Origin of the sequence: Streptomyces gottesmaniae, assembly GCF_031845845.1 — a bacterium.
In the GTDB taxonomy this organism is placed as follows: Bacteria; Actinomycetota; Actinomycetes; order Streptomycetales; family Streptomycetaceae; genus Streptomyces; species Streptomyces akebiae.
Genome location: NZ_JAVRFJ010000018.1, coordinates 99,174 through 126,136 on the forward strand (window position 1 = coordinate 99,174; position 26,963 = coordinate 126,136).

Here is a 26,963-nt window from a genome sequence, read left to right on the forward strand (position 1 = left end):
CCACAGCTGCGCGCGGCCCCGGGACTCACGGCGACTGGAGACCGGCGTCGAGCGGCAGCCCCGTGTAGTTCTCGGCGAGTTCGGCCGCGGCGTGCCGTGAGGTGGCGACGCGGTCGAGCTGGGAGAGCTGGAGCCGGGTCTCGAACGGGGACTGCCCCGGGTCGGCGTGGAGGGTCGTGGTCATGAAGTAGGAGAAGTGCTCGGCCCGCCAGACTCGGCGCAGACAGGTGTCGGAGTAGGCGTCGAGCAGGTCGGTCGAGCCGGTCTCCTTGTACCGGGCGAAGGCGCGGGCGAGCACGATGACGTCGGTGGCGGCCAGGTTGAGGCCCTTGGCGCCGGTGGGCGGCACGATGTGGGCGGCGTCCCCGGCCAGGAAGAGCCGGCCGTGACGCATCGGCTCGGTGACGTGGCTGCGCATCGGCAGGACCGCCTTGGACGTGATCGGCCCCCGCTTGAGGCGCCAGCCGGGGTGGGCGGTGAGCGCGAACCGGGCGTCCAGTTCGTCCCAGATCCGTTCGTCGGACCAGTCGGCCGGGTCGGTGCCGTTCGGGACCTGGAGGTAGAGGCGGCTGACGGACGGCGACCGCATGCTCGCCAGCGCGAAGCCGCGCTCGGAGTGGGCGTAGATCAGCTCCTCGTAGACGGGCGGGGCGTCGGCGAGGATGCCCAGCCAGGAGTAGGGATAGGTCCGCTCGTACGACGTCCGCACCCCCTCGGGGACCGCGTCCCGCGCCACGCCGTGGAAACCGTCGCACCCGACCACGTAGTCGCAGGTCAGCGTCTGCTCGCGGCCCTCGTGGGTGTACCGGATCACGGGCCGGTCGGTGTCGGCCCCCTCCACCGCCCGCACCTCCGCCTCGAACAGCAGGGGTCCGCCCTCGGTGAGCTGGAGGGCGATGAGGTCCTTGACCACCTCGGTCTGGGCGTAGACCCAGACCCGGCGGCCGCCGGTCAGCTCCGGGAAGTCGACGCGGTGGGCTCGGCCGCCGAAGCGCAGCTCGATACCGTCGTGGGGAATGCCCTCGGCGTCCAGCCGTGCGCCCGCCCCGGCGGAGCGCAGGACGTCGACGGTGGCCTGCTCCAGGATTCCGGCGCGCTGGCGCTGCTCGACATAGGTGCGGTCCTTGCGCTCCAGAACCACACTGTCGATTCCCGCGTTGTGCAGCAGGCGGGCCAGCAGCAGCCCCGCGGGGCCGCCGCCGATGATGCCGACGGTGGTGTGCATTGAGTACTCCTCGTCGTTGAGGACGAGCCGTGTCCCGACCCCCGGGCCCCGACCGTGTTCGCCTGGTGAAAATCACTTCACTTTTCGAGGACGAGTCTGCGCCGGACCCGTCCGCCTGTCAACGGTCACACTCCCCCATCGGCCGGGGCGAGGAAGTGGAAACCGGGCCGCGGATGCATCAGGAAATCGTGGTGCGAGATGTTCCAGGCGTACGCGCCCGCGAGGCCGAAGGCCACCCGGTCCCCCGCACGCAGCCCGGGAGCTCGGGTGTCGCGGGCGAGCAGGTCCTTCGGCGTGCAGAGCTGTCCGGTGAGGCTGACGTACTCCCCCTCGGCCGCCGGGCGCGGCCAGGGGTGGGGCCACTCCTCCACCGCCAGCACCGAGCACGGCTGGTCGTGCCCCTTGGTGGCCGGGGTGCGCAGATGGTGCGTGCCGCCCCGGACCACGGCGAACTCCTCGCCGTGGCTGCGCTTCACGTCCAGCACCTCGGTGGCGTACCAGCCGCAGTAGGCGGTGAGCGCGCGGCCGGGTTCGATACGCAGCGTCAGTTCCGGGTGCCTGGCGACGAGTTCGGCCAGCCCTTCACCGTACGTCTTCCAGTCGAAGCGGCTCTCGGGGCGCGTGTAGTCGACGGCCATGCCGCCGCCCACGTTCACCTCGGAGACCGGTACGCCCAGACCGGTCGCCCATCGCACGATGGAGCGGGCCACGGAGAGTTGTCGGGGCGCGTCGAGACCGCTCGCCAGGTGGGCGTGGACACCGAGCAGTTCGAGGTGCGGGTGGGTGCCGTCCGTGAGGGGGCGGAGGACGTGCGGTGCCCGGGTGGGATCCAGGCCGAACGGGGTGGGCCGTCCGCCCATCGCGAGCGAGCTGCCCGCGAGCGAACCGTCGGCCACCGCGAGGTTGAAGCGGAGCAGCACCCCGACCCGCGCGGGCGGCGCCACCCTGCGTGCCAGCTCGGCGAGCACGCGCAGCTCGTGCTCGCTCTCGACGTGGAAGCGTTCGACCCCCCGCTCCAGGGCGGCCCGGATCTCGTCGGGGGTCTTTCCGGGCCCGCCGAAGGCCAGGGGGCGGCCCGGGACCGCCTCGGCGACATGGGCGAGCTCACCGCCGGAGGAGACCTCGTAGCCGTCGACGTACGGGCCGAGCGCGGTCAGGATCTCCGGCTCCGGGTTGGCCTTGGCCGCGTAGTACAGCTCGACCCGCTCGGGCAGCGTGCCGCGCACCTGCGCGGCGTGCTCCTGCAGAGCCGTCAAGTCGTAGACGTAGGCGGGCAGTTCGGTGGGCGACAGGGTCAGGACGCGGTCGCGGACGGCGGGGGTGGGAAAGGTCATCGGGGACTCCTGGCTCATGACGTGCCCGTGGCTCGTCGAGGGCTCGTGGTTCACCGGGGGCTCCAGCGCAGGACGTCCTCGGCGAGGGGTGAGGGGAGACGGACGTAACCGGCCTCGCGGTCGGCCTTGCGTTCCCAGCGGGTGAGGAGGTTGGTCTTGGCGGGGAGCGGGACGCCCGCGAGGAGGGCCGCGAGGCGGGGCGGGCAGCCCTGCTCGTCGGCGTGGTCCCGGAGGGTCGCCCGGACCGCGGCCCACAGGTCGGCCTCGGTCTCCGGGTGCAGGTCGGCCAGCGCGGCGAGCAGTTCGGCGACGTGGTTGACGAGCAGGCAGTACACGACACGGTCCCAGCCGCGCCGCGCGTCGTACGACATCGGGCCGGCGACCTCGGACGGGAGCGCGGCGAGGGTGTCGGCGTGGTGGTCGGGGACGAGCTTGGTGCCCTCCAGGTCGCGGAAGAGGACCTGGGCGGGCATCCCGTCGCCGTCGACACAGATCAGGACGTTCTGCAGATGGGGTTCCAGGACGAGGCCGTGGTCGAAGTAGGCGGAGAGCACGGGCGGGACGAGCAGGCGCAGGTACGCCCGCCACCAGTGCAGGGCGGTCCGCGGGCCGGCTCCGTCGAGGAGGCGGGAGACGTGCGCGGCGCTGGTGGGGTACTCGTCGGCGACGGCGGCCGCGAGCAGCGGGGTCGTGCCCGGCAGCAGCCGCCGGGACAGGCCCTCGCGGACGATGACGCCGAAGCCTTCGAGGAGGGCCCGGTCGGGGGTCCCGTCGGGGCCGGGGAGGGCGAGGCTGCGGTAGGCGGGTTCGCGGAGCATCGCGCTGCCGGGGAAGCGGGTCTCCAGGTCCGTGAGGGCGGGGGCGAGCACACGCGTGAGGGCGACGGCGCCGGAGAGTTCGTAACTGGCGTTCTTGCGCAGGCAGTTGGTGATGCGGACGTTGAGGCTGAATTTCAGGAAGGAGTCGCCGTCGAAGAGGGTGCGGACGGAGGCGGTGGCCGCGTACTCCCGGCCGCCGGGTCCCAGGTCGAGGATGTCGCCGCAGCCCAACGCCTCCCGCAGCAGCCGGTGTTCGCGCAGCATCGCGTACTGCCAGGGGTGGGCGGGCAGCAGTCGGTAGCCCTCGGGGACGTCACCGTGTTCCCGGTCGAACACGGCGGTGGCGCCCGCCTCGGCGGTCTCCTCGGCGATCAGGTGGTCGCGTACGGCGAGGTGACGCAACGCGAAGGCGGCGCCGGCCTCGGGGGCGTACGACTGCCAGGCGTCCGCGTCGCCCGTGCGGGCCTTGGGGGTGGGGTGGAAGCGGTGACCGAAGAGCAGGGACTGCTCGGAGGCGAGGTAGTCCGGCAGCCCGTGGGGGGCGGCGCTGTCGTGCGGGCCGGGCGTGGCGGCCCCGCGACCGGTGGGCTTGCCCGTCGCGCGGGCCGCGAGCGCGGTGGCCACGGTGCGGTGGCTGGAGTCGATCTGGTGCAGGAACTCGTCGTTGCGGACGCCGGTGCGCAGGGACAGTTCGTCGTGGGTGTACTCGGCGACGCGGCGCCAGTCGAGCGCGGTCCAGCCGGTGGCGGACTGCTCCTGGACGGGGCCGGTGAAGCGGTGGGCGCCCAGCAGCGACGTGCGCCGCAGGGCGATCCGGAGGAGGAGGCCGCGGCGGGGCAGGCGCAGCAGGAGGTGACCGTCGATGACGGCGGTCTGGTGTTCGGGGCCGGACACCTCCCGCAGCAGGCAGTTGAGGAGGGTGTGGACCACCGCGTCGTCGGCGGTGGGCAGGTGGGTGGTACCGAGCGAGTCGGTGAGCGGGGACATTCAGTGGCTCCAGCGGGTACGCGGGTGTGGGGGCAGGAGGGTCGCGCAGACGGTGAGGGCGGCTGTGCCGCCGCCTATGAGCACCGGGGCGGCGGGCCCGAACCGGGCGCTGCCCACGGCGGCGGTCACTCCGGCGGCGACGGCGCCCGCCTTGGAGAAGAACTCCAGGGAGCCGAACATGCCTCCGGGAGCGCGGCCCCGGGCGCAGTCGGCGGCCAGGACCGACAGGCCGACCATGCCGAGGGTGAGACCGGCACCGAGGAGCAGCCGTACGGCGACGAGGGTCGGCAGGGTGTCGGCGACGCCGTGTCCGGCGAGGCCCAGGGCGATCAGCGCGAACCCGAGGGCGATGCCGTGCCGGGGGCGGGTGCGGACGGCGCGGTGCACCGCCAGGGCCGTGAGCAGGTAGCAGAGGTGCGGCAGGGCGAAGAGCAGGCCGGACAGGGCGGCGGAGGCGCCGGGGAGGCGTTCCTCGACGAGGGCGATGAGGTAGGGGAAGGAGATCACCGTGGAGAACACGAAGGCGAACTCCAGGGCGTAGAGCCGGCGCAGCGCGGCGCCGGGCGCGGCGCCGGCCTCCGCCTCTCGTTCCGCCGTCTCCTCGGCCTCGGGTGGTTCGGGCAGCGCGGCCAGCAGCAGGGCGGCGGCGAGCGGGAGCACCGCGAGGAGGGCGTACTGGCGGTGCGGGGACAGCCACGGCGACAGCGTGCCGACGACGATCGGCGCGAGGACGAGGGCGGCCCGCGCGCTGCCCTGCATCAGCGTCAGCGCCTTCGACAGTCGCGGGCCGTCCAGGGCGGCGCCCAGATAGCCGTTCGAGGCGGCGAAGGTGCCGCCCAGGATGCCCTGGAGGACCAGCGCCACCGTGAACATGGTGAGCGAGTCGGCGCAGCCCGCCAGCAGGAAGGAGAGGGCGAGGCCCAACTGGGCCCGCAGCAGCAGCCGTTTGCGTCCGAAGCGGTCGGCGAGCCGCCCCCACAGGGGTGCCGCGAGCGCGCTGAACACGGTGGGCACGACGTACAGGACACCCGCCCAGCCGGCCGCGCGGTCGCCCAGTTCGGGCAGTATCTCGGTGAGGTACGGCGGCAGCCCCAGCGCGGCGAACGACGCCACGAAGTAGCAGGCGGCCACGGCGTGCACCTGTCGGCGGCCGAGCGCGGGGCGCGGGACCGCGAGCGCCTCGGCGGTCATGCCGAACCACCCTCCCCCAGGAGGTAGTTGGGCCCGGTGGTGTAGTGCTTGTTGATGTCGGCGGCACCCGACCGGGCCTTGCTGAGCAGGGTCCCGGCGGTCACCATCGCCTTCACCGGAAGCTCGGGCGCGTTCAGCACCCGCTCGCGCAGCACGGCGGCCGCGTCACCGCCGAGCCGGTCGACGGCCTCGGTGAGGCGGTCCCGGACGAGGCGCAGCAGCTCGGCCAGCGGGGCACGGCCGTGCCGGGCCAGGCCGAACGCGTAGGCCCCGGCGCACAGATGGACGGTGACGGTGGTGAAGAGGTCGGCCACCGCGCGGTCGTCGGTGGTGAAGGTGCGGCTGTCGTCGAAGCCCAGGCTTGCCCCGTCCGCACCGAGCCTGGCGGCCAGGCGGGCGCGGTTGACTCGGGGCCCGTCGTTGTCCTTCAGCAGCAGCCGCAGGTCGCCGGGGTCGGGGCCGAACACCAGGGAGACGTTCTGCTGGTGCGATTCCAGGGCGATGCCGTAGCCGAAGAGCGTGGTCTGCCAGTCGAACAGCAGGGTGAGCACGGCGTCGAGCAGCGCGATCGGGTCACCGCCGTGGAAGCGGTCTGCGAGGTGGTCGACGACCAGTCGCCCGCCGGGGGCCTCGGCGAGGAGGGCCGCCATGGGGACGACGGCACAGTCGTCGAGGTCCGTCGGGTAGCGGCGGCACAGCACGGCGAGGAGTTCGTGTCCGGCGTGCGCGTGCACCGTCTCGTCGGCGTGCAGCACCCGGCCCCGGAAGCGGGGCTCACGGTCGGTCACCTGCGCGAGCAGCCACTGTCCGGCGGCGCCGTCGAGGAGGGTCCCGGGCTTGATGGACCGCTTGTTGCGCAGGCCCAGGGTGGCGGTGGCCAGGGGGAGTTTGAGGTGCAGGGAGGGAGCGGCGGTGGGTGCGACCGTACGCATCGACAGGGTGGGTACGACGGGGAGGTACGGCCGGTCGGCGAGCACGGCCCGGTCCGCGAGCCCCGCCTCGCGCAGTGCCGCGTCCAGGGGCGCGCCCACGGTCGACGGGTGCACGGGCAGGGCGACATGGGTGTGGTCGAGGTCCGCGAGTCCGAGCCCGGAGGGGGTGGGCCAGCCGTCCGGGAGGTCCCCGGCGACGGTGACGGACGCCCTGGGCAGGGCGAGCCACCGGAGCGCGAACGTCGGGTGGAACTCGGGCGCGTAGCGGCGCAGTTGCTCCTCGTCCAGTCCGGAGCGGCCGCGTGCGGTCGGGTAGACCGGGTGGTCGAGGCGCGCGGCGAGCGTCTCGTACGCCAGGCCGCCGCGCAGCCCCGTCCAGTCGGCGAGGTCGGCGCCGTACAGGTCGGTGAGCCCTTCGGCGATCTCCTGCGCCGTCGCCTCGTGCAGCCGCATCGTCGCGAGGGTCTGGCGGCACTCCTCGGCGAAGGCGTCGAAGCCGTCGCGGTCGACGGGGTCGGCGAGGGCGCGCAGCGCGGCGAGGACGGTGTCGCAGGTGGGGAGGTGTGTGCCGTCCGACTCCCGGACGAGCAGGGGCAGTCGGGCGGCGACGGTGTACTGGAAGCCGTCCTCGGTGACCGGGAGGAGGAGGGCGTCGCCGTCGGGGGTCGGCAGGCGCAGCCAGCGGCCGTCCGGCTGGTCGAGGGGCGTACCGCGGGTGCGCAGGCCCACGACGTCCTCGCGGAGGAGCGCGCCGAGCACACGGGTGAGCAGCTCGGCCTCGGTGGCGTCCGCGGTCGCGGCACTGGCCCCGTCCTCGGTGCCGGTGCCGGGGACGTTCCCGGGAGCGACGGCGAGGACGGTCTCGGGGGTGCCTTCCGGGGCGCCGGGGGCCGGGGCGCACTCGGGGGTGCCCTCGGGCGCTACGGCGGTCACGGCTGGATCTCCCAGCGCCGGGCGGCGAGGAAGCCCGCCACCGCCCGGTCCACGCTCTGCTGAGCGGTGCCGGTGGCTCGCAGGACGCCGAGGTAGTCGCGGTTGGTCCCGTACAGCTCGTGGTGTTCACCGGGTGCGCGCAGCGGGCGGTACGTCAGACGCACTCCGTCGACGGTGACGTCGGTCGCGGCGGGAGCGGTGACGAGGGTGCCGGCCCGGTCGGCGCAGGGGTACTCCAGACGGGCCGCGCCGTCGCGCCGGATGCCCAGGTCGGCGGGGAGCGGATCGCCGAGGTGGGTGCGGAGGATGTGCTCGAACAGCGGGATGTCGAGGAGCTGGGCCAGCAGCAGATCGCATTGGTCGCCGATGGCGCGGTAGTTGACCTCGATGACGCGGGCCCGGCCGTCGTGGACGACGAACTCGGTGTGACAGGCGCCGAACCCGACGCCGAGCGCGTCGAGTTGGGCGAGCACCTGCGCGACGACCGGTTCGGGGTGGGCGGGGACGAAGGTGAGCCGCTCCTCGATGAAGTACGGCGGCGGGGACAGCGCGGTGTGGAATCCGCCGAGCACATGCCGCACGCGCCCGTCGCCGAGGGTCTCCAGGGTGTACAGCTCCCCGGGCAGGTACTCCTCGACGACCAGGGTGGCGCCCGGGCGCCGGGCCAGGATCTCCTCGGCGCGCACCACGAGGTCCGCGGCGGTGTCGACGAGCACGACGTCCTCGCTGGCCACGCCTTCACGGGGCTTGACGACACAGGGGTAGGGGGCGTCGACGACGAGACGGCCGGTGAGGTCGGCCGGAGCGGTGATCTCGGCGGACCACACGGCGTCCACGCCGGCCGCGGCGAGGTGGCGGCGCATCTCGCCCTTGTCCTTGGTGCGCAGGGCGGCCCGCCAGTCCTTGCCGGGGAGGTCGAAGTAGTGGGCGGCGAGGGCGGCCTGGGTCTGGAGGTGGTCGCTGTTGGTGAAGACCGCGTCGGGCCGGTGGTGGGTGGAGATCCGGCTGATGACGGCGCGGTGGTCCCGTACGTCGCAGCCGAGGACCTCGATCCCGGGGTGCTCCGAGTGGGCGGCGCGGTGCGCGTCGGGCTGGTCGGTGAGGAGGGTGACGTCCAGGCCCAGCCGGACGGCGGCGGGCAGGAAGCCCTCGGTGACGGAGTCGGTGGGGTTGAGGGCGAGCAGGTACAGGCGCATGGGGTGGTGCACGGCTTCCGCTAGCGGGTGGGGGGGTGGGGCGGGGCGGGCCCGTCTCGTGGTGGGGCCCGCCCCGGGTACGCGGGAGTTACTGCTTCGGGAGTTCGACGCCGGTGGCCTCGGCGATGTCGGCGAGCATCTCCTCGGCGGCCTGGACGCCGATGCCGGACATCCAGGTCTCGTCCGGGACCTCGAAGAACTCGCCGTCCTCGACGGCGGGCAGATCCTTCCAGACGGGGTGGGAAGTGACCTGCTTCTGCTCCTCGGGGCTGACGTCCTTCATGGCCACGGCCGGGTCGATGGCCCCGGCACGACGAGCCGGCGCCTGGGCGAAGACCACCGCGGCGGCGGCTCCGGCGAAGGCGTAGGCGAAGGCGAAGGCGGACCACGCGTATGCGACGGGGTCGGTGAGTTCCAGCGCGAAGACGGCGGCGCCGACCGCGAGGCCGATGTCGGTGCGCGGCAGCCGAAGTCCCGTCACCACCAGGGCGTCCCGACCCTCCGCGTGCCCGGCCGGCGCGTGGAGCACGGTGGGCAGGGGGGCCGAGCGGGCTCCGAGGGCGAGGCTCAGCGCGGCGCACCGCGTCGGCGCGGCCCGTTCGGTCGCAGTCACGAGAAGTGAGCTTAGATGAGGCATTTTTTAGCTTTCAACAGCAGTGGGCCCTCTGTGATCCACAACGCCCTTGATCAACTCGCAAGTAACTTCGCTGGTCAACCACGTACGCGACCACTTCACACCCCGCATGGTCATCGGCCCGCGATCTTGCAGCTAAGGTAAGCCTTACCTCCCCAACTCGCCAAACCCTTCACGCTCTGGAGTTACCGATGACCGTGGCCCACCTGGAGACCGCCCAGGCCGACACCGCCACGCCCGTCCCGGTGCTCCTGTCCGCCGCCTTCCGCCGCCTGGACGCGATCTGCGAGGCACTGTCCGTGCGGATCGTCGAGCCCGGCCGATCGACCGCCGGCACCGTCGGGCTGACGGACGGCCAGGAGAGCGTCGAGGCCTTCGTGGAGGCGGAGGCCGCTCGCATCCGGGAGCGGCACGACCACACCGCGCCCAGGCATGTCGCCGCCTCCCGCGCCCTGCACGACTACGCGTGGTCGGTGAGCCTGCTGATGAGCGGCGTGTGGTACCTGGAGCGGCGCGTGCCCCGCATCGACCCCGGCGACATACGGGTCGACCTCACCTCGGGCACCTTCGAGGTCACCCCCGGCACCGCTCTGGCCTGCCTCCCGGGCGACCCGGCCGCGCTCCTGCCCGGCGCCCGGGCGGTCGCTCACCAGGAGGCGCTGCGCGCCGAGTTGAGGGCCGCGGTGGCGGACCACATGGGTCCGGTGCTGGAGGCGATGGGCCCGTACGTCCGCCGGGGTTCACGCGCGCTGTGGGGTCTGGTCTCCGACGACCTGGTCTCCGGCCTCTGGTACCTCGGGCGGACGCGCGGCGACGAGGCCGCCGGGGTCCGGGCCGCCTCCGCCCTCCTGCCCGCCGCCCATGCGCCCTTCCCCGGCGGCGCCGACTTCCGTTCCCTGCGCACGAGCGACGGCCGCGAACACCCGACCCGCACCCGTCTCGGGTGCTGCCTCTACTACACGATCCGCCCCGCCGAGGCCTGCTCCACCTGCCCGCGCACCTGCGACGCGGAACGACTGCGCCGCCTGGAGGGCTGACCGCACGCCGACCGCGCGGGATGACACCCTCCTCCCCGCAACCTTCGACACCGCCCCGGCGCCCTGTGCCGATTGACGCCGCTCGGCACAGATAGCAACGCTCTTCGACGGGGTTTCTGCCACGAAGTACCAAAAGCCCGACCCGGCCGTCCTCACGGACTACGACGGCACGACGTACCTCTCCTGGGGCAACAGCGAGGCGTACGGCGTACCGCTCGACGAGGACGTGGCGTCCTTCGACCCGGCGCGGGTACGGCGGTTCACCCCGGAGAACTTCCGCGAGGGGGCCTTCGTCGTCGAACGGCGCGGCGTCCACTTCTTCATGTGGCCGGAGGACGACACCCCCAGCGAGGACTATCGCGTGGCCCACGCCACCGGCCCCACCCCGCGCGGTGACGGCGTCCGCCGGGAATCCACCCTGGAACGGCTGGTGTTCGCGGCGGACGGCTCTATCGAGGAGGTCGTGCCGACGCTGCGGTCCATCGGCCCGGTGGTCAGCCCAGGGTGACCCGGGCGGCGACCGGCAGGTGGTCGCTGCCGGTGGCGGGCAGGGCGCGGATGTCGGCGACGGTCGCGGAGCGGGCCATGACCTGGTCGATCCGGGTGAGCGGGAGACCGGCGGGGTAGCTGAGGGCGAAGCCACGCTCCGGCACGTTCAGCCGTGCGGTGAGCGGTGCGAGGCCGCGGTCGTCGACCGTGCCGTTGAGGTCGCCCAGCAGGATCACCGGGTTCCGCGTCTCCGCGGCGACGGCCCGGCCCAGCAGGCCGGCGCTCTCGTCCCGCCGCTGCGACGCGAGCCCGCCCATCCCGACGCGGACCGACGGCAGGTGGGCGACGTACACCGCGAGGTCGCCGTGCGGGGTACGGACCGAGGTCCTGAGCCCGCGGCTCCAGTCCTCCTCGATCCCCTCGGGCCTGATGTCCAGCAGACGGGTCCCGGTGAGCGGATGCCTAGACCAGAGGCCTACGGTGCCCAGGACCGCGTGGTGGGGGTACTGGCGGGCGAGTGTCCTCTCGTAGACCGGCAGCGCCGTGGGCACCAGTTCCTCCAGCGCGATGAGATCGGGCTCGGCGTCGGCCAGGGCTCGGGCCGTGCCCGCCGGGTCGGTGTTCTCGTCGCTGACGTTGTGCTGCACCACGACGAGGTCCTGCGGACCGGGCCGCGCACCAGGCAGCAGCAGCCCGCCGAAGGTGTACGTCCAGGCCGCCACCGGCAGCAGGAGGGCCAGCAGCGCGACGGCCGAGCGGTGCAGGAGTCCCACGCCGAGCAGCACCACGGCCACCAGGCCGAGCCAGGGCAGGAACGCCTCCAGCAGACTGCCCAGGCGGCCCACGGAGTTGGGGACCGCACGGGGGAACAGCACGAGCCCGGCGGTCAGTACGGCCACCACGGCGCTCACCCGTCCGGTAGCGGGACGGTCAGGCCTCACGGGCTCGCCGGTCCCGGGCGGGCCTCCTCGGTGCCGGAGGCGGGACAGCGGATCTTCGGCGGTCACGGGGCGTCCTCAGTCGTGCGGTGCCTGGCCGCTGACCCGGTGGTCCGCGTGGCTGAGCGCCTCCACCACCAGGCGCTTGAGGTGCCCGTCGGCGAGGCTGTAGTAGATGTGGCGCCCCTCACGGCGGGTGTCCACGAGCCCGGCGAGCCGCAGCTTCGCCAGATGCTGGCTGACGGCCGTGCGGGATGCCTCGCAGCGGTCGGCCAGGGAGCCGACGTCCGACTCGCCCTGCGCGAGCAGCCACAGCAGATGCAGCCGGGTGACGTCGGAGAGCATCGCGAACACTCCGGTCGCCTCGGTGAGCCGTGCGCTGTCAGGAGCGCGCAGATGCGCACCGGACGCAGGTGACACGGCATGGCGTTCAGGCATGAGCCCAGCCTAGCCCTTTGCCGATTCATCATGTGCACAGGTGCGCACATGATGGCTACACTCGCCTGGACGAACCGAAACGCCACGCCACGCCACGCCGAGGGGAGCCGTGCCCATGCTCGCCGTTCTGCGTCATCGCGCCTACCGGCGGCTCTTCACCGCCCAGGTCGTCGCCCTGGTGGGCACCGGCCTCGCGACCGTCGCGCTCGGGCTGCTGGCGTACGACCTCGCGGGCGCCGACGCGGGGTCCGTCCTCGGTACGGCTCTCGCGATCAAGATGGTGGCGTACGTGGTGATCGCCCCGGCCGTCGGCGCGGTCGCCGACCGGCTGCCGCGCCGGGCCCTGATGGTGACGGCGGACCTGGTGCGCGCGGGAATCGCCGTGTCACTGCCGTTCGTAGGCGAGGTCTGGCAGGTGTACGTCCTGGTGTTCCTCCTGCAGTCCGCGTCGGCCGTCTTCACGCCCACGTTCCAGGCCGTCATCCCCGACGTACTGCCGGAGGAGCGCGACTACACACGGGCCCTGTCGATGTCCCGGCTCGCGTACGACCTGGAGAGCCTCTTCTCCCCCGCCCTCGCGGCCGCCCTGTTGTCGGTGATGACCTACGACGGGCTGTTCAGCGGCACGGTCGTCGGTTTCCTCGCCTCGGCCGCGCTGGTCGTCTCGACCGCCCTGCCCGAGCGGGCCGCCGTCACCGCCCCGGGCACGGGCGGCGCGTACGCGCGGGCCACCGCCGGCACGCGGCTCCTCCTGGGCGTGCCCGAGCTGCGGGCCCTGCTCGCCCTGAACCTCGCGGTCGCGGCGGCCGGGGCGATGGTGACGGTGAACTCCGTCGTCTACGTCCGCGATGTGCTGGGCCTGCCGGCGGGCGCCCTGCCGCTGGCTCTCGGGGCGTACGGGGCCGGTTCCATGGCCGTGGCGCTGCTGCTGCCCCGGGTGCTGGACAAGGTGCCGGACCGGGCCGTGATGCTGCCGGGCGCGCTGTCGCTGGCCGTCGGCTTCGCCGGGCTGGGGGCCGTCACGGGAGCACCGGGCGGGAGTTGGCGGCTGCCCGGGCTGCTGGTGGTCTGGGCCGCGTTCGGTGCCGCGTGCTCGGCGGTGCTCACCCCGACCGGGCGGCTCGTCCGCCGCTCGGTGGCACCCGGGGAGCGTACGGCCGCGTTCGCCGCCCAGTTCTCCCTCTCGCACGGCTGCTGGCTGCTGACGTATCCGCTGGCCGGATGGCTGGGGGCGGCGGCCGGGCTGAACTGGGCGGTGCTCGCCCTGGGTTCGCTCGCGCTGGGCGCGGCGCTGTTGGCCGTACGGCTCTGGCCGCCGACGTCGAGCGCCGACGCGCCCTCGGCTCCCGCACCGCCGGACCGGACGCACGCGGGCCATGCGCACGTGGGCCATGCGCACGCGGCCCACGGGCACGGAGCCCACGTGCACGCCGACCTCCCCTTCGGTCACCCCCATCTGGCGGGCGCCCGGCGCGTCGCGAACGGATGGCGACACAGCCACGGCCACCTCACGGACGGGCTGCACGCCCGCTGAGGAACCTGGGCACTCGGGTGGGACGTGGCCCGCGCGCGAGCGGGAGCCGACGCCGCTCTCCTCGTCACGGTGGTTCGGCGGTGCCCCTAAGGCCGCTGTAGCCGTCCGGCCGGCGGGGCTGATGTGTTCCTGGAGTGTGTCCGAAGGCTCGGCGGAAGACATCGATGAACGCGCTGGCGGACGACCAGCCGCACAGGTGTGCCGTGGTGGTCACGGGGACGTTCTCGGCGAGCAGGACCAAGGCGTGGTACAGGCGCAGTTGGGTGCGCCACTGGGGGAAGGTCATGCCGAGATCGGCCTTGAAGAGGCGGGAGAGGGTGCGGTCGCTGGCGCCGACCTGCCTGCCCAGCGCGGCCAGGGTGCGGCCGTCGGCCGGATTCGCGTGCAGGATCTCGCACACCGCCGTCAGCTGAGGAGTGGTCGGGGTGGGCAGGTGCAGGGGTTGCTGGGGTGAGGCCCGCAACTGGTCCAACAACACGGCGCGCAGCCGCCCGCGTTCGGGGCTGTCGTCGTGCGGGGTGCGCGTGTACACGAGGATCAGCTCACGGAGGAGGGGCCCGACTGTCAGCACGGTCGGCTCGTCCAGGCCGAGCGGGTTGTCACTCGCCGGGAGGCCGACCAGGTGCAGTTCGAGTTCGCCGTGGGCCTGGTGGGCGTGCACGGTGCCGGCCGGCACCCAGATGGCGCGCGTGCCCGGCGCGATCCACGAGCCCGTACTGGTCGTCACGGCCAGCACTCCCCGGCCGGCGTAGACGATCTGGTGGTCGTCGTGGCGGTGGGCGTCTATGGCGCCCCCGGGCGCAAGCCACTGGGTGCGGGTCGGCGCTACAGGCTCGTGGCGGATTTCCGTCATTGATCGGCAGTTTATCGGAAGCACGACATGCCGCTCGGCGATGACCATGGCGTCGTGCCAAGGAACAAGCCGCTCATCCTGCTGTCGGTCAGCCATGCCTGCGTCGACCTCTACCAAGGCGCTGTGGCGTCGCTCGTCCCGTTCTTCGTCGCCGAACGCGCCTACGGCTACGCCGCGGTCTCGGGCATCGTGCTCGCCGCTTCCGTGCTGTCCTCGGTGGCGCAACCGGTGTTCGGCGCGCTCGCCGACCGCTGGGCGATGCCCTGGCTCCTGCCGGCGAGCACGATCCTCGGCGGACTGGGCGTCGCCCTGAGCGGTGTGAGTGGTTCCTACGCTCTGACGCTGGCGTTCCTGGCGGTGTCCGGCCTCGGGGTCGCCGCCTACCATCCCGAGTCCGCCCGCGTGGCGCGGCTCGTCAGCGAGGGCAGCCACAGCGCGATGGGCTGGTTCTCCCTCGGTGGCAACCTCGGCTTCGCCGCCGCGCCCCTCCTGGTCACCGTCGTCGTCGCCTCCGGTGGTCTGCGTCTGTCGCCGCTGCTCGTGGTGCCCGCCCTCGCCGGCGGTGTTCTGTGCCTGCCGGTCCTGCACGCACTGCGGAGGACGGGACGTGGCGGCCCCTCCGGCACCGCGATCGCGAAGGGCACCGACAGCACGGCCTCGTTCGTGAGGCTGTCGCTCGCCGTGGTCTGCCGGTCCATCACCTTCGTCGGCCTGAGCACCTTCGTCTCGCTCTACGCCCAGGAACGTCTGGGAGGCGGCGCGTCGGTGGGCACCGCGGCGCTGTTCGTGCTCTATCTCGGCAGTGCGGTGGGCTCCGTGTTGGGCGGCCGCCTGGCCGACCGCTGGGACCGGGTGACTGTCGCCCGCTGGTCGTACCTCGTCACGGTCGTCGCCGTCGCGGGGATCGTGCTCGTGCCCGGCCCGGCTCTCTACGTGTTCGTGGCGCTGACCTCCGTCGGCCTGTACGTCCCCTTCTCCCTGCAGATCACCCTCGGGCAGGACTATCTGCCCACCCGCGTCGGCACGGCCGGCGGGATCGTCCTCGGGCTGACCGTCGGTGTCGGCGGTCTCGTCAGCCCTCTCCTGGGCGGCGTCGCCGATGCGACCTCCCTGCGTACCGCCCTGACACCGCTGGTCCTGATGCCCGCCCTCAGCTGGCTGTTGTTCCGCACCTTGCCCGAACCCACCGCGCCGAAGCCCACGGCGGCGGCCCAGCAGACCGGAGACCCCACCGATGCCGAACTCCCTGCCCCGCGCGATCACCGCTGACCGACCCGGAGGTCCGCGGAGCGCCGGCGACGCGCACGGCTCGTCGAGCCCGTCGTCGCAGGACATGTGCCCCCTGAAGGACTGGGGATGCCCGGCCGCCCAGCGACAGCCTTCGTGGCGACTGCTGTCGAGCCACTCCACGTCCGCGGGTGAAGTCGAGTACTGCCGCTGCACCTGTGACGCGCTGGTGGTCCTCTGCGAGGGCGAGGTCGCGGCCTTCACCCCGCGCTGACGCCGACCTCCCGTCAGAAACGCCCTAGGCCGGCGGAAGGGGCGGGGTGCGCACCTCGGCGCGCCCCTCCCGTGCGGCCGTGCGCAGTGCCGCGACGACGGCCGCGGTCGTCGGGTTCGTGGTCTCCGTGTGACGGGTCGCGGCGAACAGGCGGCGCAGGATGGGGTGGTCCTCGATGGGCGCGGTGCGGATTCCGGGAGTGGCGGGGTCGATGGCCGTCCGGGGGACGAGCGCGGTGGCGAGGCCGGCGCGCGCGAGCGTGAGCTGGGCGGCGATGTCGGCGGTGATGTAGGGCGTCGTGGCTGTGAAGCCGGCCTGGTGGAAGGCGTGCAGGATGGCCTGTCCGCAGTCCGTGGTCGCCGGCGGTACGGCGAGGCTGTGTGTGGCCAGTTCACGCAGGGCGACGGGCCGTTCGTCGGCTTGGCCGGCCGCGGTGACGACGAGCAGCGGATCGTCCAGCAGCGGCGAGACCGCGACGCCGCGGGGTGTGGCATCGGGCAGGTGGTGATACCGCTGTCCCAGCACCACGTCGACGGCGCCGAGGGTGAGTTCCCGCAGTTGCGCCTGGTCGGTGACGAGACAGGTCACGGTGAGCCGCGGGTGCCGTACGCCCAGCTCGTGGAGTGCGGGCGCCACGATCCGGGCGACGGTCGACGGCAGCGCGGCGAGCGTGACGGCGGCGCCGACCGTGCCCCTGACGGACGCGACCGCGCTTTCGGCTTCCTGCACGGCGGCGAGGATCCGGTCGGCGTGTTCGAGGAGCACCCGGCCCGCCTCGGTCAGCGCCACGGTTCGCCCGTCGGGGCGCAGAAGATCGACTCCCACGTCACGCCGCAGCGCGGACAGTTGCTGGGACACGGCACCGGCGGACAGTCCCAGTGCCTGGGCTGCCGCGGCGATGGAGCCGCGGGCGGTGACGGTCTTCAGCATGTGCAGACGGCGGACATCGAGCATGACTCGATAGATTACCTAATGGGTTTCATCAGAAAACATCCCCTTGACCTATCGAGTTGTACTGCGCGACCTTCGGCGCATGAAGATCTTCGACTGCATCGCCGCTGTCGCCCGGCCCCTCCACGATGTCGGTGACGAGTTCATGTCCGACGGGACGACCGCCGCCGTGGGTCTGCGCGCCGGGTTCTCCCCCGGCCGCGGCTTCTACTGCCGGGGCAGGTTCGGAGTGCTCGGCGAGGCACCGGTCCCGGTGGTCCAAGCGGTACAGGGCTTCCTCGGCCCCGACCTGGTCACCACGGGCTGGCTGGCGGGACGGGACGTGATGGCGGCGGAGGACGCCGCCGCCTGTTATGCCGAGGCCCTCCGGGAATGGGGACACGCCCACATCCCCGCCGATGTCGACGTGGAGCACTTCAACCACTTGGCACAGCGGCTGATCGACGCCGCCGACGCCGCCTCCCTGCCCCTGTTCGCCGGCTGGCGCGCGCAGCCCTGCCCCGCCGACGATCCCGTCGGGGCGGCCATGCAGCGCGTCCACGTACTGCGCGAACACCGTGGTGCCTGCCATCTTGCGGCGGTGCGCGCGTACGGACTGACCGCCCAGGCGGCCATGGTCGTCAACCTCGGCGTCGAGCAGGCGGCCCACTACGGCTGGCGAGAACCACAACCCGTCGCCGCGGACCTGATCCCCCGATGGCAGCGCGCCGAGCAGCTCACCGACGAGTTGCAGGCGCCGCTCTACACCGCACTGACCGACCGGCAACGCACCGAATTCGCCCGGCTCGTCGACGCCTTGACCGCCTCCCCCACCCGATGACGCCGACCGGCATGGCCGTCGCCCGCGCCCCGGGGGACCATGGAACCGTGATCACCATTCATCTGAAGTACGAGATCGACCCCGACAAGCTCGAGGACTTCGAAGAGTACGGGCGGCGCTGGGTTCGGCTCGTCAACCGTTTCGGCGGGACGCACCACGGCTACTTCCTGCCGAGCGAGAGCGACAGCGACATCGCCTACGCCCTCTTCTCGTTTCCCAGTCTCGCCGCGTACGAGCGGTACCGCACGGACAGCATGTCCGATCCGGAGTGCCAGGACGCCTTCGCGCTGGCCCGCGACACCCGCTGCATCAAGCGGTACGAACGCCGTTTCCTCCGGCCGCTCGACGACGTGTCCTGAGGCGAGGTGAGGCGCCCGTGCGCCGCGTGCGGGTGGACGGTGGGGTTCACCCCGCCGTCCACTTCTCCTCGATCCGCGCGAACCGCCAGACCAGTAGGGCGACCGCCCAGGTGACGAAGAAGAGGCCGACGACCACATAGCCGACGGTGTTGAGGTCGAGGCCGGAGACCCGGTCCCAGAAGACGCCGTGCAGGCGGGCCTTCTCGGCGACGAGGCCGAGGAGTTCGACCGTGCCGATGACGAGGGCGACGGCCACGGACAGACCCGTGACGGCGAGGTTGTAGTAGACCTTGCGGACCGGCTGGGAGAACGCCCAGCCGTAGGCGAGGTTCATGAACGTGCCGTCGACGGTGTCGAGGAGCGACATTCCGGCGGCGAACAGGACGGGCAGGCACAGGATCGCGTACAAGGGCAGCCCGGAGGCCGCGCCCGAACCGGCCAGGACCAGCAGCGCGACCTCCGTCGCCGTGTCGAAGCCGAGGCCGAAGAGCAGGCCTACGGGATACATCTGCCAGGGCCTGGTGAGGGATCTCATCAACCGCCCGAGGAGCCGGTTCATCAGGCCCCGGCTGTTCAGTCGTTCCTCCAACGCGGCCTCGTCGAAGGTGCCCGAGCGCATCTCGCGGAACACCTTCCAGATCCCCACCAGGGCCACCAGGTTGACGAGGGCGATGACGTACAGGAACGTCCCCGAGACGGTCGTGCCGATCCAGCCGGTCACCTCGTGCAGCGCGGAGCCGTCGTCGCGGACGGGTCCGGCGAGCGTCTTGACGCCGAGGGTGAGCAGGAAGGTGAGGACGAGCACGATCGACGAGTGGCCGAGGGAGAACCAGAAGCCGACCGACAGCGGGCGTCGCCCCTCCCCCATCAGTTTGCGGGTGGTGTTGTCGATGGCGGCGATGTGGTCGGCGTCGAAGGCGTGCCGCATGCCCAGGGTGTAGGCGGTGACACCCATACCGATGCCGAAGGTCCTGCTGCCGACGCTGTAGTGCTCGGGGGCGACGATCACCACGAGGGTGAACCAGCCGATGAGGTGCAGCGCCAGGATGAACCCGGCCATCCCGCCCAGGCTCGCCCACTCCCCGCGCGTCGTCGTGGCGCGGATCCGCCGCCATGAGAGACCGCCCGTCCCGGTGGTGGCCGAGGGGGCGGTGTCGGTACCAGGAGCCATGGGGCGTGCGCCTCTTCTTCTCTGCGTGCCGCGCGTCTCGTCGCCGCGTCCGTGCGGTCGATGTCCTCGTGCCGCGTTCGTGCGGTCGAGCCTCCTCAGCCTCGTGCGTGGTGTTGGCAGCTGCAACTATGTCGCAGTAAAGCTCCCGTCTGCTTTCGGTCAGGTCGGGTACCTCGACGTCGCGCGGAGCGTGCGCCGGGGTGTGAGCTGTTGCACGGCGCCTGCGCGCCCCTTGGCCTCCGCTTGTCAGCGTCCTTATCTGGGCACTACTGTCACCACGCCTTGGTGAACGGGAAATCCGGTGTGATGCCGGTGCGGCCCTCGCCACTGTGATCGGGAAGTCCGGCTCCGGTCCTCACGGACAGCCACTGGGTCTTCGGACCCGGGAAGGCGGAGCACGGGCGGTGTCACCCGTAAGCCAGGAGACCGGCCAAGGCGCGTCAACCATCCACGAGGTGCTGGAGAGGGTCTGCTGAGCCATGCACATAGCCGAGGGTTTCCTTCCTCCGGCGCACGCGATCGCCTGGGGTGTCGCGTCCGCGCCGTTCGTCGTCCACGGAGTCCGGGCACTCACCCGTGAGGTCAGGGAGCATCCCGAGAGCACGCTGCTGCTCGGCGCCTCGGGGGCCTTCACCTTCGTCCTGTCCGCGCTGAAGCTCCCGTCGGTCACCGGGAGTTGCTCCCACCCCACCGGCACCGGCCTCGGTGCCATCCTGTTCCGGCCGCCGATCATGGCGGTCCTCGGCACCATCACCCTGCTCTTCCAGGCACTGTTGCTCGCCCACGGCGGTCTGACCACGCTCGGCGCCAACGTCTTCTCGATGGCGATCGTCGGCCCCTGGGCGGGTTACGGCGTCTACCGGCTGCTGCGACGCTTCGACGTGCCGCTGATGGTGACGGTCTTCTTCGGCGCGTTCTTCGCCGACCTGGTCACCTACTGCGTCACCAGCGTGCAGTTGTCGCTCGCCTTCCCCGACCCGAGCAGCGGCTTCCTGGGCGCGCTCGGCAAGTTCGGCTCCATCTTCGCCGTCACCCAGATCCCGCTCGCGGTCAGCGAAGGTCTGCTCACGGTGTTGGTGATGCGTCTGCTGGTGCAGTCGAGCAAGGGCGAACTGACGCGGCTCGGCGTGCTCCTGACCGGCCGGCAGAGCCGCGCCGGCGCCGAGACGGAGACGGGGAACGAGGCGGTGGCCCGATGAACCGGAACACGAAGATCAACGCACTGCTGCTGCTCGCCGTGGCGGCGCTCGCCGTCCTGCCGCTGGCCCTCGGCCTCGGCGACCACAAGGAGGAGCCCTTCACAGGCGCCGACGCCGAGGCGGAGACGGCGATCACGGAGATCGAGCCGGACTACGAGCCGTGGTTCTCCCCTCTCTACGAGCCGCCGTCCGGTGAGATCGAGTCGGCGCTCTTCGCCCTCCAGGCCGCTCTCGGCGCGGGGGTCCTCGCCTACTACTTCGGCATCCACCGGGGCCGGCGCCAGGGCGAGGCCCGGGCCCGGGCGCAACTCGACGCGGCCGGGAAGGCCGACATGGCTCCGGCGAAGCCCGTGGACGTGGCGGTCGAGGCGTCCACGGCCAGGGCGTCGGCCGGGGCCGCGCCCACGGCGGCGGTGAGTACCCCGGCCGCCGCGGCGGCCGCGAAGGGCACATCCGGCGCATCCGGCACCTCCGGAACATCCGGTGACGAAGGCTCGTCCGGTGCCTCCGGGGAATCGCCCGCCGGGCGGGGCTGACCCGGGTGCTGCCGATCGACGCGGCGGCGCACAGCAGTCGCTGGCGCCGCCGCCATCCCGTGGACAAGGCCGTGCTCGGGCTCGGCCTCACCGTGCTCGCGATCTCCCTGCCGCCCTGGCCCGGCGCGGCCCTGGTCCTGCTGACCGCGCTCGTGGTGCTGCTGGGCCCCGCGGGCGTGCCCGGCCGTCGGCTGTGGCGGGCCTACCGGGTGCCGTTGGGCTTCTGTGTGACCGGCGCGCTGCCGCTGCTCGTCCAGGTGGGCGGGCCGGACGGGTTCGTCACCCCGGCCGTCGGCGGGCCGGTGCGCGCCGGGGAACTGTTGCTGCGCACCTCGGCCGCCTCCCTCGGCGTCCTCCTGTTCGCCTTCACCACCCCCATGTCGGACCTGCTGCCCCGGCTCGTGCGGGCCGGGGTGCCGGCGCCGGTCGTGGACGTGGCCCTGGTGACCTACCGGATGAGCTTCCTGCTCCTGGACTCCGTGCGCCGGATCCGTGAGGCGCAGGCGGCCCGGCTGGGGCACACCACCCGCGCCGCCACCTGGCGTTCCCTCGCCGGACTCGGCGCGACCGCGTTCGTCAGGGCCTTCGACCGGGCGGCGCGGCTGCAGACCGGGCTCGCCGGACGCGGGTACGACGGCACCCTGCGCGTCCTGGTGCCCGAGGCCCGGGTCTCCGTGCGCTTCACCACGGCCAGTGTCGCGCTCCTCGCGGCCGTGGTCGCCCTCACCTTCGTTCTGGAAAGGCTGACATGAGCGAGCCCGTGCTCGTCGCCCTGCGGGGCGCGTCGTTCGCGTACGAGGACGGACCGACCGTGCTCAGCGAACTCGACTTCGACGTGCGCGAGGGGCGCGCGCTCGCCCTGCTGGGCCGCAACGGCAGCGGCAAGACCACGTTGATGCGGCTGCTCAGCGGCGGACTACGGCCCCGTACGGGCGAGTTGGCCGTCGAGGGGCGGCCGGTGACGTACGACCGCAAGGGGCTCACCCGGCTGCGGACGACGGTCCAGCTGGTCGTCCAGGACCCGGACGACCAGCTCTTCGCGGCGTCCGTCGCGCAGGACGTGTCGTTCGGTCCGCTGAACCTCGGGCTGTCCGACGCGCAGGTGCGGGCCCGGGTGGACGAGGCGCTCGGCGCGCTCGGCATCGCCGCCCTGGCCGACCGGCCCACCCATCTGCTCTCCTACGGCCAGCGCAAGCGGACCGCCATCGCCGGGGCGGTCGCGATGCGGCCCCGGGTCCTGATCCTCGACGAGCCGACCGCCGGGCTCGACCCCGACGGGCAGGAGCGGCTCCTGGCCACCCTGGACGAGCTGCGCCGGTCCGGCACCACCGTCGTGATGGCCACCCATGACGTCGACCTCGCACTGCGCTGGGCCGACGACGCGGCGCTGCTCACCCCGGCCGGCGCGCGCACGGGCCCGGTGGACGAGATGCTCGCCCGCACGGAACTCCTCCACCAGGCGGGGCTTCGGCTCCCCTGGGGGGTCGCCGTCGCCCGACTGCTGCGCGAACAGGGGCTGTTGGCCGAGGAGGAGCCCGGTCCGCGCACACCGGACGAGCTGTCGGCCATGGCGGGGGCGGACACCGGGCCCGGCCTTCGCCTGCCTCAGATCCGCAGGCCGTAGACGCGGACGGCGGTGCCCGCGAAGACCTCCCGGCGTTCGGCCTCGCCGAGTCCGGACATCAACGAGTCGGCCGTGTCCAGGACTTCGGCGTAGTCGGAGGCGAGTCGGCAGACCGGCCAGTCGGAGCCGTACATCAGCCGCTCGGGACCGAAGGCGTCCAGCACGGTGTCGGCGTACGGGACGAGGTGCGCGACCCGCCAGGAGTGCCAGTCGGCCTCCGTGACCAGGCCGGAGAGCTTGCACACCGTGTTCGGCAGGGCAGCCAGCCGCCGGATCTCCCCCGCCCACGGCTCCAGTTCACCGGAGGCGATGGGCGGCTTCGCCGCATGGTCGAGGACGAAGGTGAGGTCGGGGAGGCCGGCCGCCGCCTCCACGGCGGCCGGGAGCTGGTGGGGCTTGACCAGGAGGTCGTAGACCAGTCCCGCGCCGGCGACCGCGGCGAGACCCCGCCGGACGTCCGGGCGGGTCAGCCAGCGCGGGTCGGGTTCGCCCTGCACCTGGTGGCGGATGCCCACCAGGTACTCCCCGCCGGGCCTTTCGCGCAGTTCGGCCAGTGCGTCGGCGACGGCGGGCGAGGTGAGGTCGGTCCAGCCGACGACACCGGCGACCAGGTCACTGCCGGCGGCGAGGGCCAGGAACTCGGGGGTCTCCTCGGGCACGGTGATCGTCTGGACCAGGACCGTGGCGGCGACCCCCGCGGCCCGCGCGGCGGACTCCAGCTCGCTGAGGGTGAAGTCACGGCGCAGCGGGGCAAGTTCGGGCCCGGTGATCCAGTCCTGGTCGCGGACGGAGAGGTCCCAGAGGTGATGGTGCGCGTCGACGACCGGGGCGTCGGTGTCGCCCGTGCCCGTCACAGTTCCCACACCACGGGCAGTCCGGCGTCGGAGCCCTCGGCCGAGTAGTCGTGGACGACGTCGAGGAGCTCGGCCATGCGGGCCTGCCAGGCGATGTTGACCGGCAGTTTCTCCAGTTCGGCGATCATCGCCGGGTAGTCCTCGACCTCCAGCAGGTGGAAGAGGTCGGTGCCGCTGCGCCAGATCGTCCACTCGCTCACCCCGGCGGCGCGGATGGCGGCGGTCAGCTCGCCGGGGACCTCGCGGTGGGCCGCCTCGTACTCCTCGACGCGGTCGGCGCGGACCTTGGTGTGCAGGGCGACCCTCACGGCGTCTCCTTCGGCTGCGGGACGGGGATGTCCGGGCTCAGCAGCCCCTCGGCGCGCAGCTCGTCCCAGAGTGCGGCAGGGATCGGACGGCCGAGCAGGTCGACCGTGTCGCGCACCTCCTCGGCGGAGCGGGCGCCCGTCAGCACGGCCGCGACCGCCGGGTGGGCGGAGGGGAACGCCAGGGCCGCGCCGCGCAGCGGTACACCGTGGCCTTCGGTGACGGTCCTCAGCCGCAGGGCACGGTCGAGCACGGGCCCCGGCACGGGGGCGTAGTCGTAGGTGGCACCCGGCTTCGGGTCGATCAGCAGGCCGGAGTTGAAGGCGCCGCCGATCAGTACGCTGCGTCCCCGGGCGGTGGCCTCGGGCAGCAGTTCCGCCAGGCCCTCCTGTTCGAGGAGGGTGTAGCGGCCGGCCAGCAGCACCACGTCGATGTCGGTCTCGCGCAGGAAGCGGGTGGGTGCGGCGCACTGGTTCATGCCGACGCCGATGGCGCCCACGACGCCCTCGTCACGCAGCCGCTCCAGCGCCGGGTAGGCCTCGCGCAGGGCCTGCTCGACGTGGTCGTCGGGGTCGTGGAGGAGGACCACGTCCACCCGGTCCAGACCGAGCCGAGCCAGGCTGGCCTCCAGGGAGCGCAGGACGCCGTCGGCGGTGAAGTCGAAGACGCGGCGGTGGGTCGCCGGGACCGCGAAGCCGTGTCCCAGGTCGTCGCCCTCTGTGGTCTCGTTCTCCACCAGCAGCCGGCCGACCTTGGTGGAGATCGTGTACGACTCCCGGGGGCGGTCCCGGAGCGCGGCGCCGAGCCGGCGTTCGGACAGGCCGAGCCCGTAGTGGGGGGCGGTGTCGAAGGTGCGGATCCCGGCGTCCCAGGCGGCGTCGATCGCGGCGGCCGCCACCTCGTCGGGGACCGGGCGGAAGAGGTTGCCGATGCCCGCGGCGCCGTAGGCCAGCTCGGTGACGCGGACCTCGGTGCGGCCGAGGGTCCTGGTTCTCATGAGCCCGCCGGGCGGAGCCGCAGGCCCTGCATACCGCCGTCCACGGCGAGGGCGGTGCCGGTGACGGAGGCCGCGGCGGGGCTCGCCAGGTAGACGATGGCGGCGGCGACCTCGTCGGCGCTGACCAGCCGGCCCATGGGCTGACGGGCGTTGAGGGCGGCGCGCTCCGCCTCGGGGTCGTCGGCGGTGTCGAGGAGCCGGCCGACCCAGGGGGTGTCGGCGGTGCCGGGGTTGACGCAGTTGACGCGGATGCCCTCACGGACGTGGTCGGCGGCCATGGCCAGGGTCAGGGAGAGGACCGCGCCCTTGCTGGCGGAGTACAGGGCGCGCTGCGGCAGACCGGCGGTGGCGGCGATGGAGCAGGTGTTGACGATGCTCGCGTGGGAGGAGGCGCGCAGGTGGGGCAGGGCCGCGCGGCTGGTGCGGACCATGCCGAGGACGTTGACGTCGAGGACCCGCTGCCACTGGTGGTCGGGGTTGTCCTCGACGGTGCCCTGCGCGCCGATGCCGGCGTTGTTGACGAGGATGTCGAGGCCGCCGAGCCGCCGGGCGGCCTCCTCGACGCCCTCCCGTACGGAGGCGTCGTCGGTGACATCGGCCTTGAGGCCGAGCAGGGGGGCCGAGGCCCCGGCGGGGTCGAGGTCGAGGACGGCCACGGAGGCGCCCCGTGCGGCCAGCAGCCGGGCGGTGGCCAGTCCGATCCCGGACGCGCCACCGGTGACGAGCGCGCGGAGTCCCGTCAGTTCACCTGTGCCGGTCATGCGACTTCCTCCCGTCCTGCGAGGTCGGCGGTCCAGAACACGCCGTCGGGGTAACGGTATTCGGCGAGCGACCCGGGGTGCATGGTCGCGGAGAAACCGGGGGTGAGGGGGGCTACGTAGTGACCGTCGCGCATCACCACGGGGTCGGTGAAGTGCCCGTGGAGGTGGTCGACGTACTCGATGACCCGGTCGTCGGTGGTGCCGGAGAGGGCGAGGTAGTCGAACATCGACAGGTGCTGGACCAGTTCGCACAGGCCCACACCGCCGGCGTGGGGGCAGACGGGGACGCCGAACTTGGCGGCGAGCAGCAGGATCGCCAGGTTCTCGTTGACGCCGCCGACGCGGGCGGCGTCGATCTGGAGGACGTCGAGGGCGCCGGCCTGGAGGAGCTGCTTGAAGACGATGCGGTTCTGTACGTGTTCGCCGGTGGCGACCTTCACCGGGGCGACGCCCCGGCGGACGGCGGCGTGGCCGAGGATGTCGTCGGGGCTGGTGGGTTCCTCGATCCAGTACGGGTCGAAGTCGGCGAGGGCCCGGGTCCACTCGATCGCCTCGTCGATGTTCCAGCGCTGGTTGGCGTCGATGGCGATGCGTACTCCGTCGCCGACGGCGGCGCGGGCGGTGCGCATCCGGCGGACGTCGTCGGCGAGGTCGGCGCCGACCTTCAGTTTGATCTGGGTGAAGCCGTCGGCGACGGCCTGCTTGGCCAGCCGGGTGAGCTTCTCGTCGGAGTAGCCGAGCCAGCCCGGTGAGGTGGTGTAGCCGGGGTAGCCGCGCTGGAGCAGGGTGGCCTCGCGCTCGGCCAGCCCGGCGCGGCCCTCGCGCAGCAGGCGCAGGGCGTCCTCGGGGGTGAGGGCGTCGGCGATGTAGCGGAAGTCGACCTGGGAGACCAGCCACTCGGGGTCGGCGTGGGCGAGCAGACGCCACAGGGGCTGACCCGCGCGCTTGGCCGTCAGGTCCCAGACGGCGTTGACGACGGCGCCGATGGCCATGTGCATCACGCCCTTCTCGGGGCCGAGCCAGCGCAGCTGGCTGTCGCCGATCAGGTCGCGGTTGACGGAGCCGGGGTCGGCGCACAGCTCCTCGACCGAACGGCCGAGGAGGTGGTGCCGCAGGGCGCCGATGGCGGCGACCTGGACGTCGTTGCCGCGGCCGATGGTGAAGGTGAAGCCGTGGCCCTCGTGCCCGTCGCCGGCGTCCGTGCGCAGCACGACGTAGGCGGCGGAGTAGTCGGGATCCGGGTTCATGGCGTCCGACCCGTCCAGTTCCCGCGAGGTGGGGAACCGGACGTCGTAGGTGTCGACCGCGGTGATCCGGGCGGGGGTTGCAGTCACGGGGGTGCTCA

27 protein-coding genes, 1 pseudogene and 1 riboswitch are annotated in these 26,963 nt (G+C 72.8%); of the genes and pseudogenes, 11 read left to right on the top strand and 17 right to left on the bottom strand.

The window, feature by feature from the left end; translation table 11 throughout:
* Positions 1 to 25: 25 nt before the first annotated feature.
* The 7 genes from RM704_RS21440 to RM704_RS21470 form a co-directional block, all read right to left on the bottom strand.
* Positions 26 to 1,225: a 4-hydroxybenzoate 3-monooxygenase gene (locus RM704_RS21440; protein WP_033526286.1), complete on the bottom strand. Its 1,200-nt coding sequence runs from the start codon at positions 1,223 to 1,225 to the stop codon at positions 26 to 28.
* A 125-nt stretch (positions 1,226 to 1,350) separates the two neighbouring features.
* The gene (locus tag RM704_RS21445; RefSeq protein ID WP_192829613.1) at positions 1,351 to 2,559 is read right to left on the bottom strand and encodes a type III PLP-dependent enzyme; all 1,209 of its coding nucleotides are present in this window, start codon (positions 2,557 to 2,559) and stop codon (positions 1,351 to 1,353) included.
* A 50-nt stretch (positions 2,560 to 2,609) separates the two neighbouring features.
* Positions 2,610 to 4,364, bottom strand: coding sequence for an IucA/IucC family protein (locus RM704_RS21450; protein WP_033526287.1), 1,755 nt, complete (start codon positions 4,362 to 4,364; stop codon positions 2,610 to 2,612).
* Positions 4,365 to 5,555, bottom strand: coding sequence for an MFS transporter (locus RM704_RS21455; protein ID WP_033526288.1), 1,191 nt, complete (start codon positions 5,553 to 5,555; stop codon positions 4,365 to 4,367). It lies immediately after the preceding gene.
* Positions 5,552 to 7,258, bottom strand: a complete 1,707-nt coding sequence (locus tag RM704_RS21460; RefSeq protein ID WP_033526374.1) for an IucA/IucC family protein — start codon at positions 7,256 to 7,258, stop codon at positions 5,552 to 5,554. Before RM704_RS21460 ends, RM704_RS21455 begins: the two co-directional genes overlap by 4 nt.
* 158 nt (positions 7,259 to 7,416) lie before the next feature.
* A complete protein-coding gene (locus RM704_RS21465) occupies positions 7,417 to 8,616 on the bottom strand; it encodes an ATP-grasp domain-containing protein (protein ID WP_033526289.1) in 1,200 nt (399 codons plus the stop codon).
* An 88-nt stretch (positions 8,617 to 8,704) separates the two neighbouring features.
* Complete coding sequence (locus tag RM704_RS21470) at positions 8,705 to 9,229, bottom strand: hypothetical protein (protein ID WP_033526290.1); 525 nt, start codon at positions 9,227 to 9,229, stop codon at positions 8,705 to 8,707.
* A gap of 212 nt (positions 9,230 to 9,441) precedes the next feature.
* On the opposite strand from RM704_RS21470, the gene RM704_RS21475 reads away from it, so the two are divergent.
* Together RM704_RS21475 and RM704_RS21480 are read left to right on the top strand one after the other, a co-directional pair.
* A complete protein-coding gene (locus RM704_RS21475; protein ID WP_033526291.1) occupies positions 9,442 to 10,287 on the top strand; it encodes a (2Fe-2S)-binding protein in 846 nt (281 codons plus the stop codon).
* A 130-nt stretch (positions 10,288 to 10,417) separates the two neighbouring features.
* Positions 10,418 to 10,795 (top strand): annotated as a pseudogene (locus RM704_RS21480) (family 43 glycosylhydrolase); the annotation flags it as partial.
* Here RM704_RS21480 and RM704_RS21485 read toward each other — a convergent pair.
* Together RM704_RS21485 and RM704_RS21490 are read right to left on the bottom strand one after the other, a co-directional pair.
* Positions 10,782 to 11,717, bottom strand: coding sequence for an endonuclease/exonuclease/phosphatase family protein (locus tag RM704_RS21485; RefSeq protein ID WP_052145942.1), 936 nt, complete (start codon positions 11,715 to 11,717; stop codon positions 10,782 to 10,784). The pseudogene RM704_RS21480 and the gene RM704_RS21485 overlap by 14 nt on opposite strands.
* A 75-nt stretch (positions 11,718 to 11,792) precedes the next feature.
* A complete protein-coding gene (locus tag RM704_RS21490) occupies positions 11,793 to 12,152 on the bottom strand; it encodes an ArsR/SmtB family transcription factor (protein WP_033526294.1) in 360 nt (119 codons plus the stop codon).
* A 115-nt stretch (positions 12,153 to 12,267) separates the two neighbouring features.
* On the opposite strand from RM704_RS21490, the gene RM704_RS21495 reads away from it, so the two are divergent.
* Entirely contained in the window at positions 12,268 to 13,686 is a 1,419-nt protein-coding gene (locus tag RM704_RS21495; RefSeq protein ID WP_033526295.1) for an MFS transporter, read from the top strand.
* A gap of 64 nt (positions 13,687 to 13,750) precedes the next feature.
* On the opposite strand, the gene RM704_RS21500 is transcribed toward RM704_RS21495, so the two are convergent.
* Complete coding sequence (locus RM704_RS21500; RefSeq protein ID WP_052145931.1) at positions 13,751 to 14,539, bottom strand: helix-turn-helix transcriptional regulator; 789 nt, start codon at positions 14,537 to 14,539, stop codon at positions 13,751 to 13,753.
* A 54-nt stretch (positions 14,540 to 14,593) separates the two neighbouring features.
* Here RM704_RS21500 and RM704_RS21505 point away from each other — a divergent pair, with 54 nt between their 5' ends.
* Together RM704_RS21505 and RM704_RS21510 are read left to right on the top strand one after the other, a co-directional pair.
* Positions 14,594 to 15,808, top strand: coding sequence for an MFS transporter (locus RM704_RS21505; RefSeq protein ID WP_052145943.1), 1,215 nt, complete (start codon positions 14,594 to 14,596; stop codon positions 15,806 to 15,808).
* Between the two features lie 64 nt (positions 15,809 to 15,872).
* A complete protein-coding gene (locus tag RM704_RS21510) occupies positions 15,873 to 16,040 on the top strand; it encodes a hypothetical protein (protein ID WP_157856669.1) in 168 nt (55 codons plus the stop codon).
* 24 nt (positions 16,041 to 16,064) lie between these two features.
* On the opposite strand, the gene RM704_RS21515 is transcribed toward RM704_RS21510, so the two are convergent.
* Positions 16,065 to 16,994, bottom strand: a complete 930-nt coding sequence (locus tag RM704_RS21515) for a LysR family transcriptional regulator (RefSeq protein WP_037657565.1) — start codon at positions 16,992 to 16,994, stop codon at positions 16,065 to 16,067.
* Positions 16,995 to 17,073: 79 nt separating this feature from the next.
* On the opposite strand from RM704_RS21515, the gene RM704_RS21520 reads away from it, so the two are divergent.
* Both RM704_RS21520 and RM704_RS21525 read left to right on the top strand, forming a co-directional pair.
* Positions 17,074 to 17,811, top strand: a complete 738-nt coding sequence (locus tag RM704_RS21520) for an SCO6745 family protein (protein ID WP_052145932.1) — start codon at positions 17,074 to 17,076, stop codon at positions 17,809 to 17,811.
* Between the two features lie 47 nt (positions 17,812 to 17,858).
* Positions 17,859 to 18,170 (top strand): NIPSNAP family protein, encoded by a 312-nt coding sequence (locus tag RM704_RS21525; protein WP_033526379.1) that lies wholly within the window; start codon positions 17,859 to 17,861, stop codon positions 18,168 to 18,170.
* 46 nt (positions 18,171 to 18,216) lie between these two features.
* Here RM704_RS21525 and nicT read toward each other — a convergent pair whose 3' ends face one another.
* Positions 18,217 to 19,341, bottom strand: a complete 1,125-nt coding sequence (nicT, locus tag RM704_RS21530; RefSeq protein WP_078937033.1) for a Nickel transporter NicT — start codon at positions 19,339 to 19,341, stop codon at positions 18,217 to 18,219.
* Positions 19,342 to 19,607: 266 nt separating this feature from the next.
* Positions 19,608 to 19,790: riboswitch (cobalamin riboswitch) on the top strand.
* Between the two features lie 30 nt (positions 19,791 to 19,820).
* Here nicT and RM704_RS21535 point away from each other — a divergent pair.
* Genes RM704_RS21535 through RM704_RS21550 form a run of 4 tightly spaced genes read left to right on the top strand, consistent with a single transcriptional unit; the run spans position 19,821 to position 22,700 of the window.
* Complete coding sequence (locus RM704_RS21535; RefSeq protein ID WP_033526298.1) at positions 19,821 to 20,540, top strand: energy-coupling factor ABC transporter permease; 720 nt, start codon at positions 19,821 to 19,823, stop codon at positions 20,538 to 20,540.
* Positions 20,537 to 21,076: an energy-coupling factor ABC transporter substrate-binding protein gene (locus RM704_RS21540; protein ID WP_311591037.1), complete on the top strand. Its 540-nt coding sequence runs from the start codon at positions 20,537 to 20,539 to the stop codon at positions 21,074 to 21,076. The genes RM704_RS21535 and RM704_RS21540 overlap by 4 nt, the downstream gene beginning before the upstream one ends.
* 5 nt (positions 21,077 to 21,081) lie before the next feature.
* A complete protein-coding gene (gene cbiQ / locus RM704_RS21545) occupies positions 21,082 to 21,828 on the top strand; it encodes a cobalt ECF transporter T component CbiQ (protein WP_033526299.1) in 747 nt (248 codons plus the stop codon).
* The gene (locus tag RM704_RS21550; RefSeq protein WP_033526300.1) at positions 21,825 to 22,700 is read left to right on the top strand and encodes an energy-coupling factor ABC transporter ATP-binding protein; all 876 of its coding nucleotides are present in this window, start codon (positions 21,825 to 21,827) and stop codon (positions 22,698 to 22,700) included. The genes cbiQ and RM704_RS21550 overlap by 4 nt, the downstream gene beginning before the upstream one ends.
* On the opposite strand, the gene RM704_RS21555 is transcribed toward RM704_RS21550, so the two are convergent.
* Genes RM704_RS21555 through RM704_RS21575 form a run of 5 tightly spaced genes read right to left on the bottom strand, consistent with a single transcriptional unit; the run spans position 22,682 to position 26,952 of the window.
* Entirely contained in the window at positions 22,682 to 23,554 is an 873-nt protein-coding gene (locus RM704_RS21555; protein ID WP_033526301.1) for an amidohydrolase family protein, read from the bottom strand. The genes RM704_RS21550 and RM704_RS21555 overlap by 19 nt on opposite strands.
* The gene (locus RM704_RS21560) at positions 23,551 to 23,862 is read right to left on the bottom strand and encodes an L-rhamnose mutarotase (RefSeq protein ID WP_033526302.1); all 312 of its coding nucleotides are present in this window, start codon (positions 23,860 to 23,862) and stop codon (positions 23,551 to 23,553) included. The genes RM704_RS21555 and RM704_RS21560 overlap by 4 nt, the downstream gene beginning before the upstream one ends.
* The gene (locus RM704_RS21565; protein WP_033526303.1) at positions 23,859 to 24,857 is read right to left on the bottom strand and encodes an aldo/keto reductase; all 999 of its coding nucleotides are present in this window, start codon (positions 24,855 to 24,857) and stop codon (positions 23,859 to 23,861) included. The genes RM704_RS21560 and RM704_RS21565 overlap by 4 nt, the downstream gene beginning before the upstream one ends.
* Positions 24,854 to 25,618 carry an SDR family NAD(P)-dependent oxidoreductase gene (locus RM704_RS21570; protein WP_033526304.1) on the bottom strand — a complete coding sequence of 255 codons (765 nt, stop codon included), beginning with the start codon at positions 25,616 to 25,618 and terminating at the stop codon, positions 24,854 to 24,856. Before RM704_RS21570 ends, RM704_RS21565 begins: the two co-directional genes overlap by 4 nt.
* Complete coding sequence (locus RM704_RS21575) at positions 25,615 to 26,952, bottom strand: L-fuconate dehydratase (RefSeq protein ID WP_033526305.1); 1,338 nt, start codon at positions 26,950 to 26,952, stop codon at positions 25,615 to 25,617. Before RM704_RS21575 ends, RM704_RS21570 begins: the two co-directional genes overlap by 4 nt.
* Positions 26,953 to 26,963: the final 11 nt, after the last annotated feature.

Coding starts and splice junctions, on each gene's coding strand:
- RM704_RS21440 (WP_033526286.1), bottom strand. CDS start 1,225: ATGCACACCACCGTCGGCATCATCGGCGGCGGCCCCGCGGGGCTGCTG.
- RM704_RS21445 (WP_192829613.1), bottom strand. CDS start 2,559: ATGACCTTTCCCACCCCCGCCGTCCGCGACCGCGTCCTGACCCTGTCG.
- RM704_RS21450 (WP_033526287.1), bottom strand. CDS start 4,364: ATGTCCCCGCTCACCGACTCGCTCGGTACCACCCACCTGCCCACCGCC.
- RM704_RS21455 (WP_033526288.1), bottom strand. CDS start 5,555: ATGACCGCCGAGGCGCTCGCGGTCCCGCGCCCCGCGCTCGGCCGCCGA.
- RM704_RS21465 (WP_033526289.1), bottom strand. CDS start 8,616: ATGCGCCTGTACCTGCTCGCCCTCAACCCCACCGACTCCGTCACCGAG.
- RM704_RS21475 (WP_033526291.1), top strand. CDS start 9,442: ATGACCGTGGCCCACCTGGAGACCGCCCAGGCCGACACCGCCACGCCC.
- RM704_RS21490 (WP_033526294.1), bottom strand. CDS start 12,152: ATGCCTGAACGCCATGCCGTGTCACCTGCGTCCGGTGCGCATCTGCGC.
- RM704_RS21495 (WP_033526295.1), top strand. CDS start 12,268: ATGCTCGCCGTTCTGCGTCATCGCGCCTACCGGCGGCTCTTCACCGCC.
- RM704_RS21500 (WP_052145931.1), bottom strand. CDS start 14,539: ATGACGGAAATCCGCCACGAGCCTGTAGCGCCGACCCGCACCCAGTGG.
- RM704_RS21510 (WP_157856669.1), top strand. CDS start 15,873: ATGTGCCCCCTGAAGGACTGGGGATGCCCGGCCGCCCAGCGACAGCCT.
- RM704_RS21515 (WP_037657565.1), bottom strand. CDS start 16,994: ATGCTCGATGTCCGCCGTCTGCACATGCTGAAGACCGTCACCGCCCGC.
- RM704_RS21520 (WP_052145932.1), top strand. CDS start 17,074: ATGAAGATCTTCGACTGCATCGCCGCTGTCGCCCGGCCCCTCCACGAT.
- nicT (WP_078937033.1), bottom strand. CDS start 19,341: ATGGCTCCTGGTACCGACACCGCCCCCTCGGCCACCACCGGGACGGGC.
- RM704_RS21535 (WP_033526298.1), top strand. CDS start 19,821: ATGCACATAGCCGAGGGTTTCCTTCCTCCGGCGCACGCGATCGCCTGG.
- RM704_RS21540 (WP_311591037.1), top strand. CDS start 20,537: ATGAACCGGAACACGAAGATCAACGCACTGCTGCTGCTCGCCGTGGCG.
- RM704_RS21550 (WP_033526300.1), top strand. CDS start 21,825: ATGAGCGAGCCCGTGCTCGTCGCCCTGCGGGGCGCGTCGTTCGCGTAC.
- RM704_RS21565 (WP_033526303.1), bottom strand. CDS start 24,857: ATGAGAACCAGGACCCTCGGCCGCACCGAGGTCCGCGTCACCGAGCTG.
- RM704_RS21570 (WP_033526304.1), bottom strand. CDS start 25,618: ATGACCGGCACAGGTGAACTGACGGGACTCCGCGCGCTCGTCACCGGT.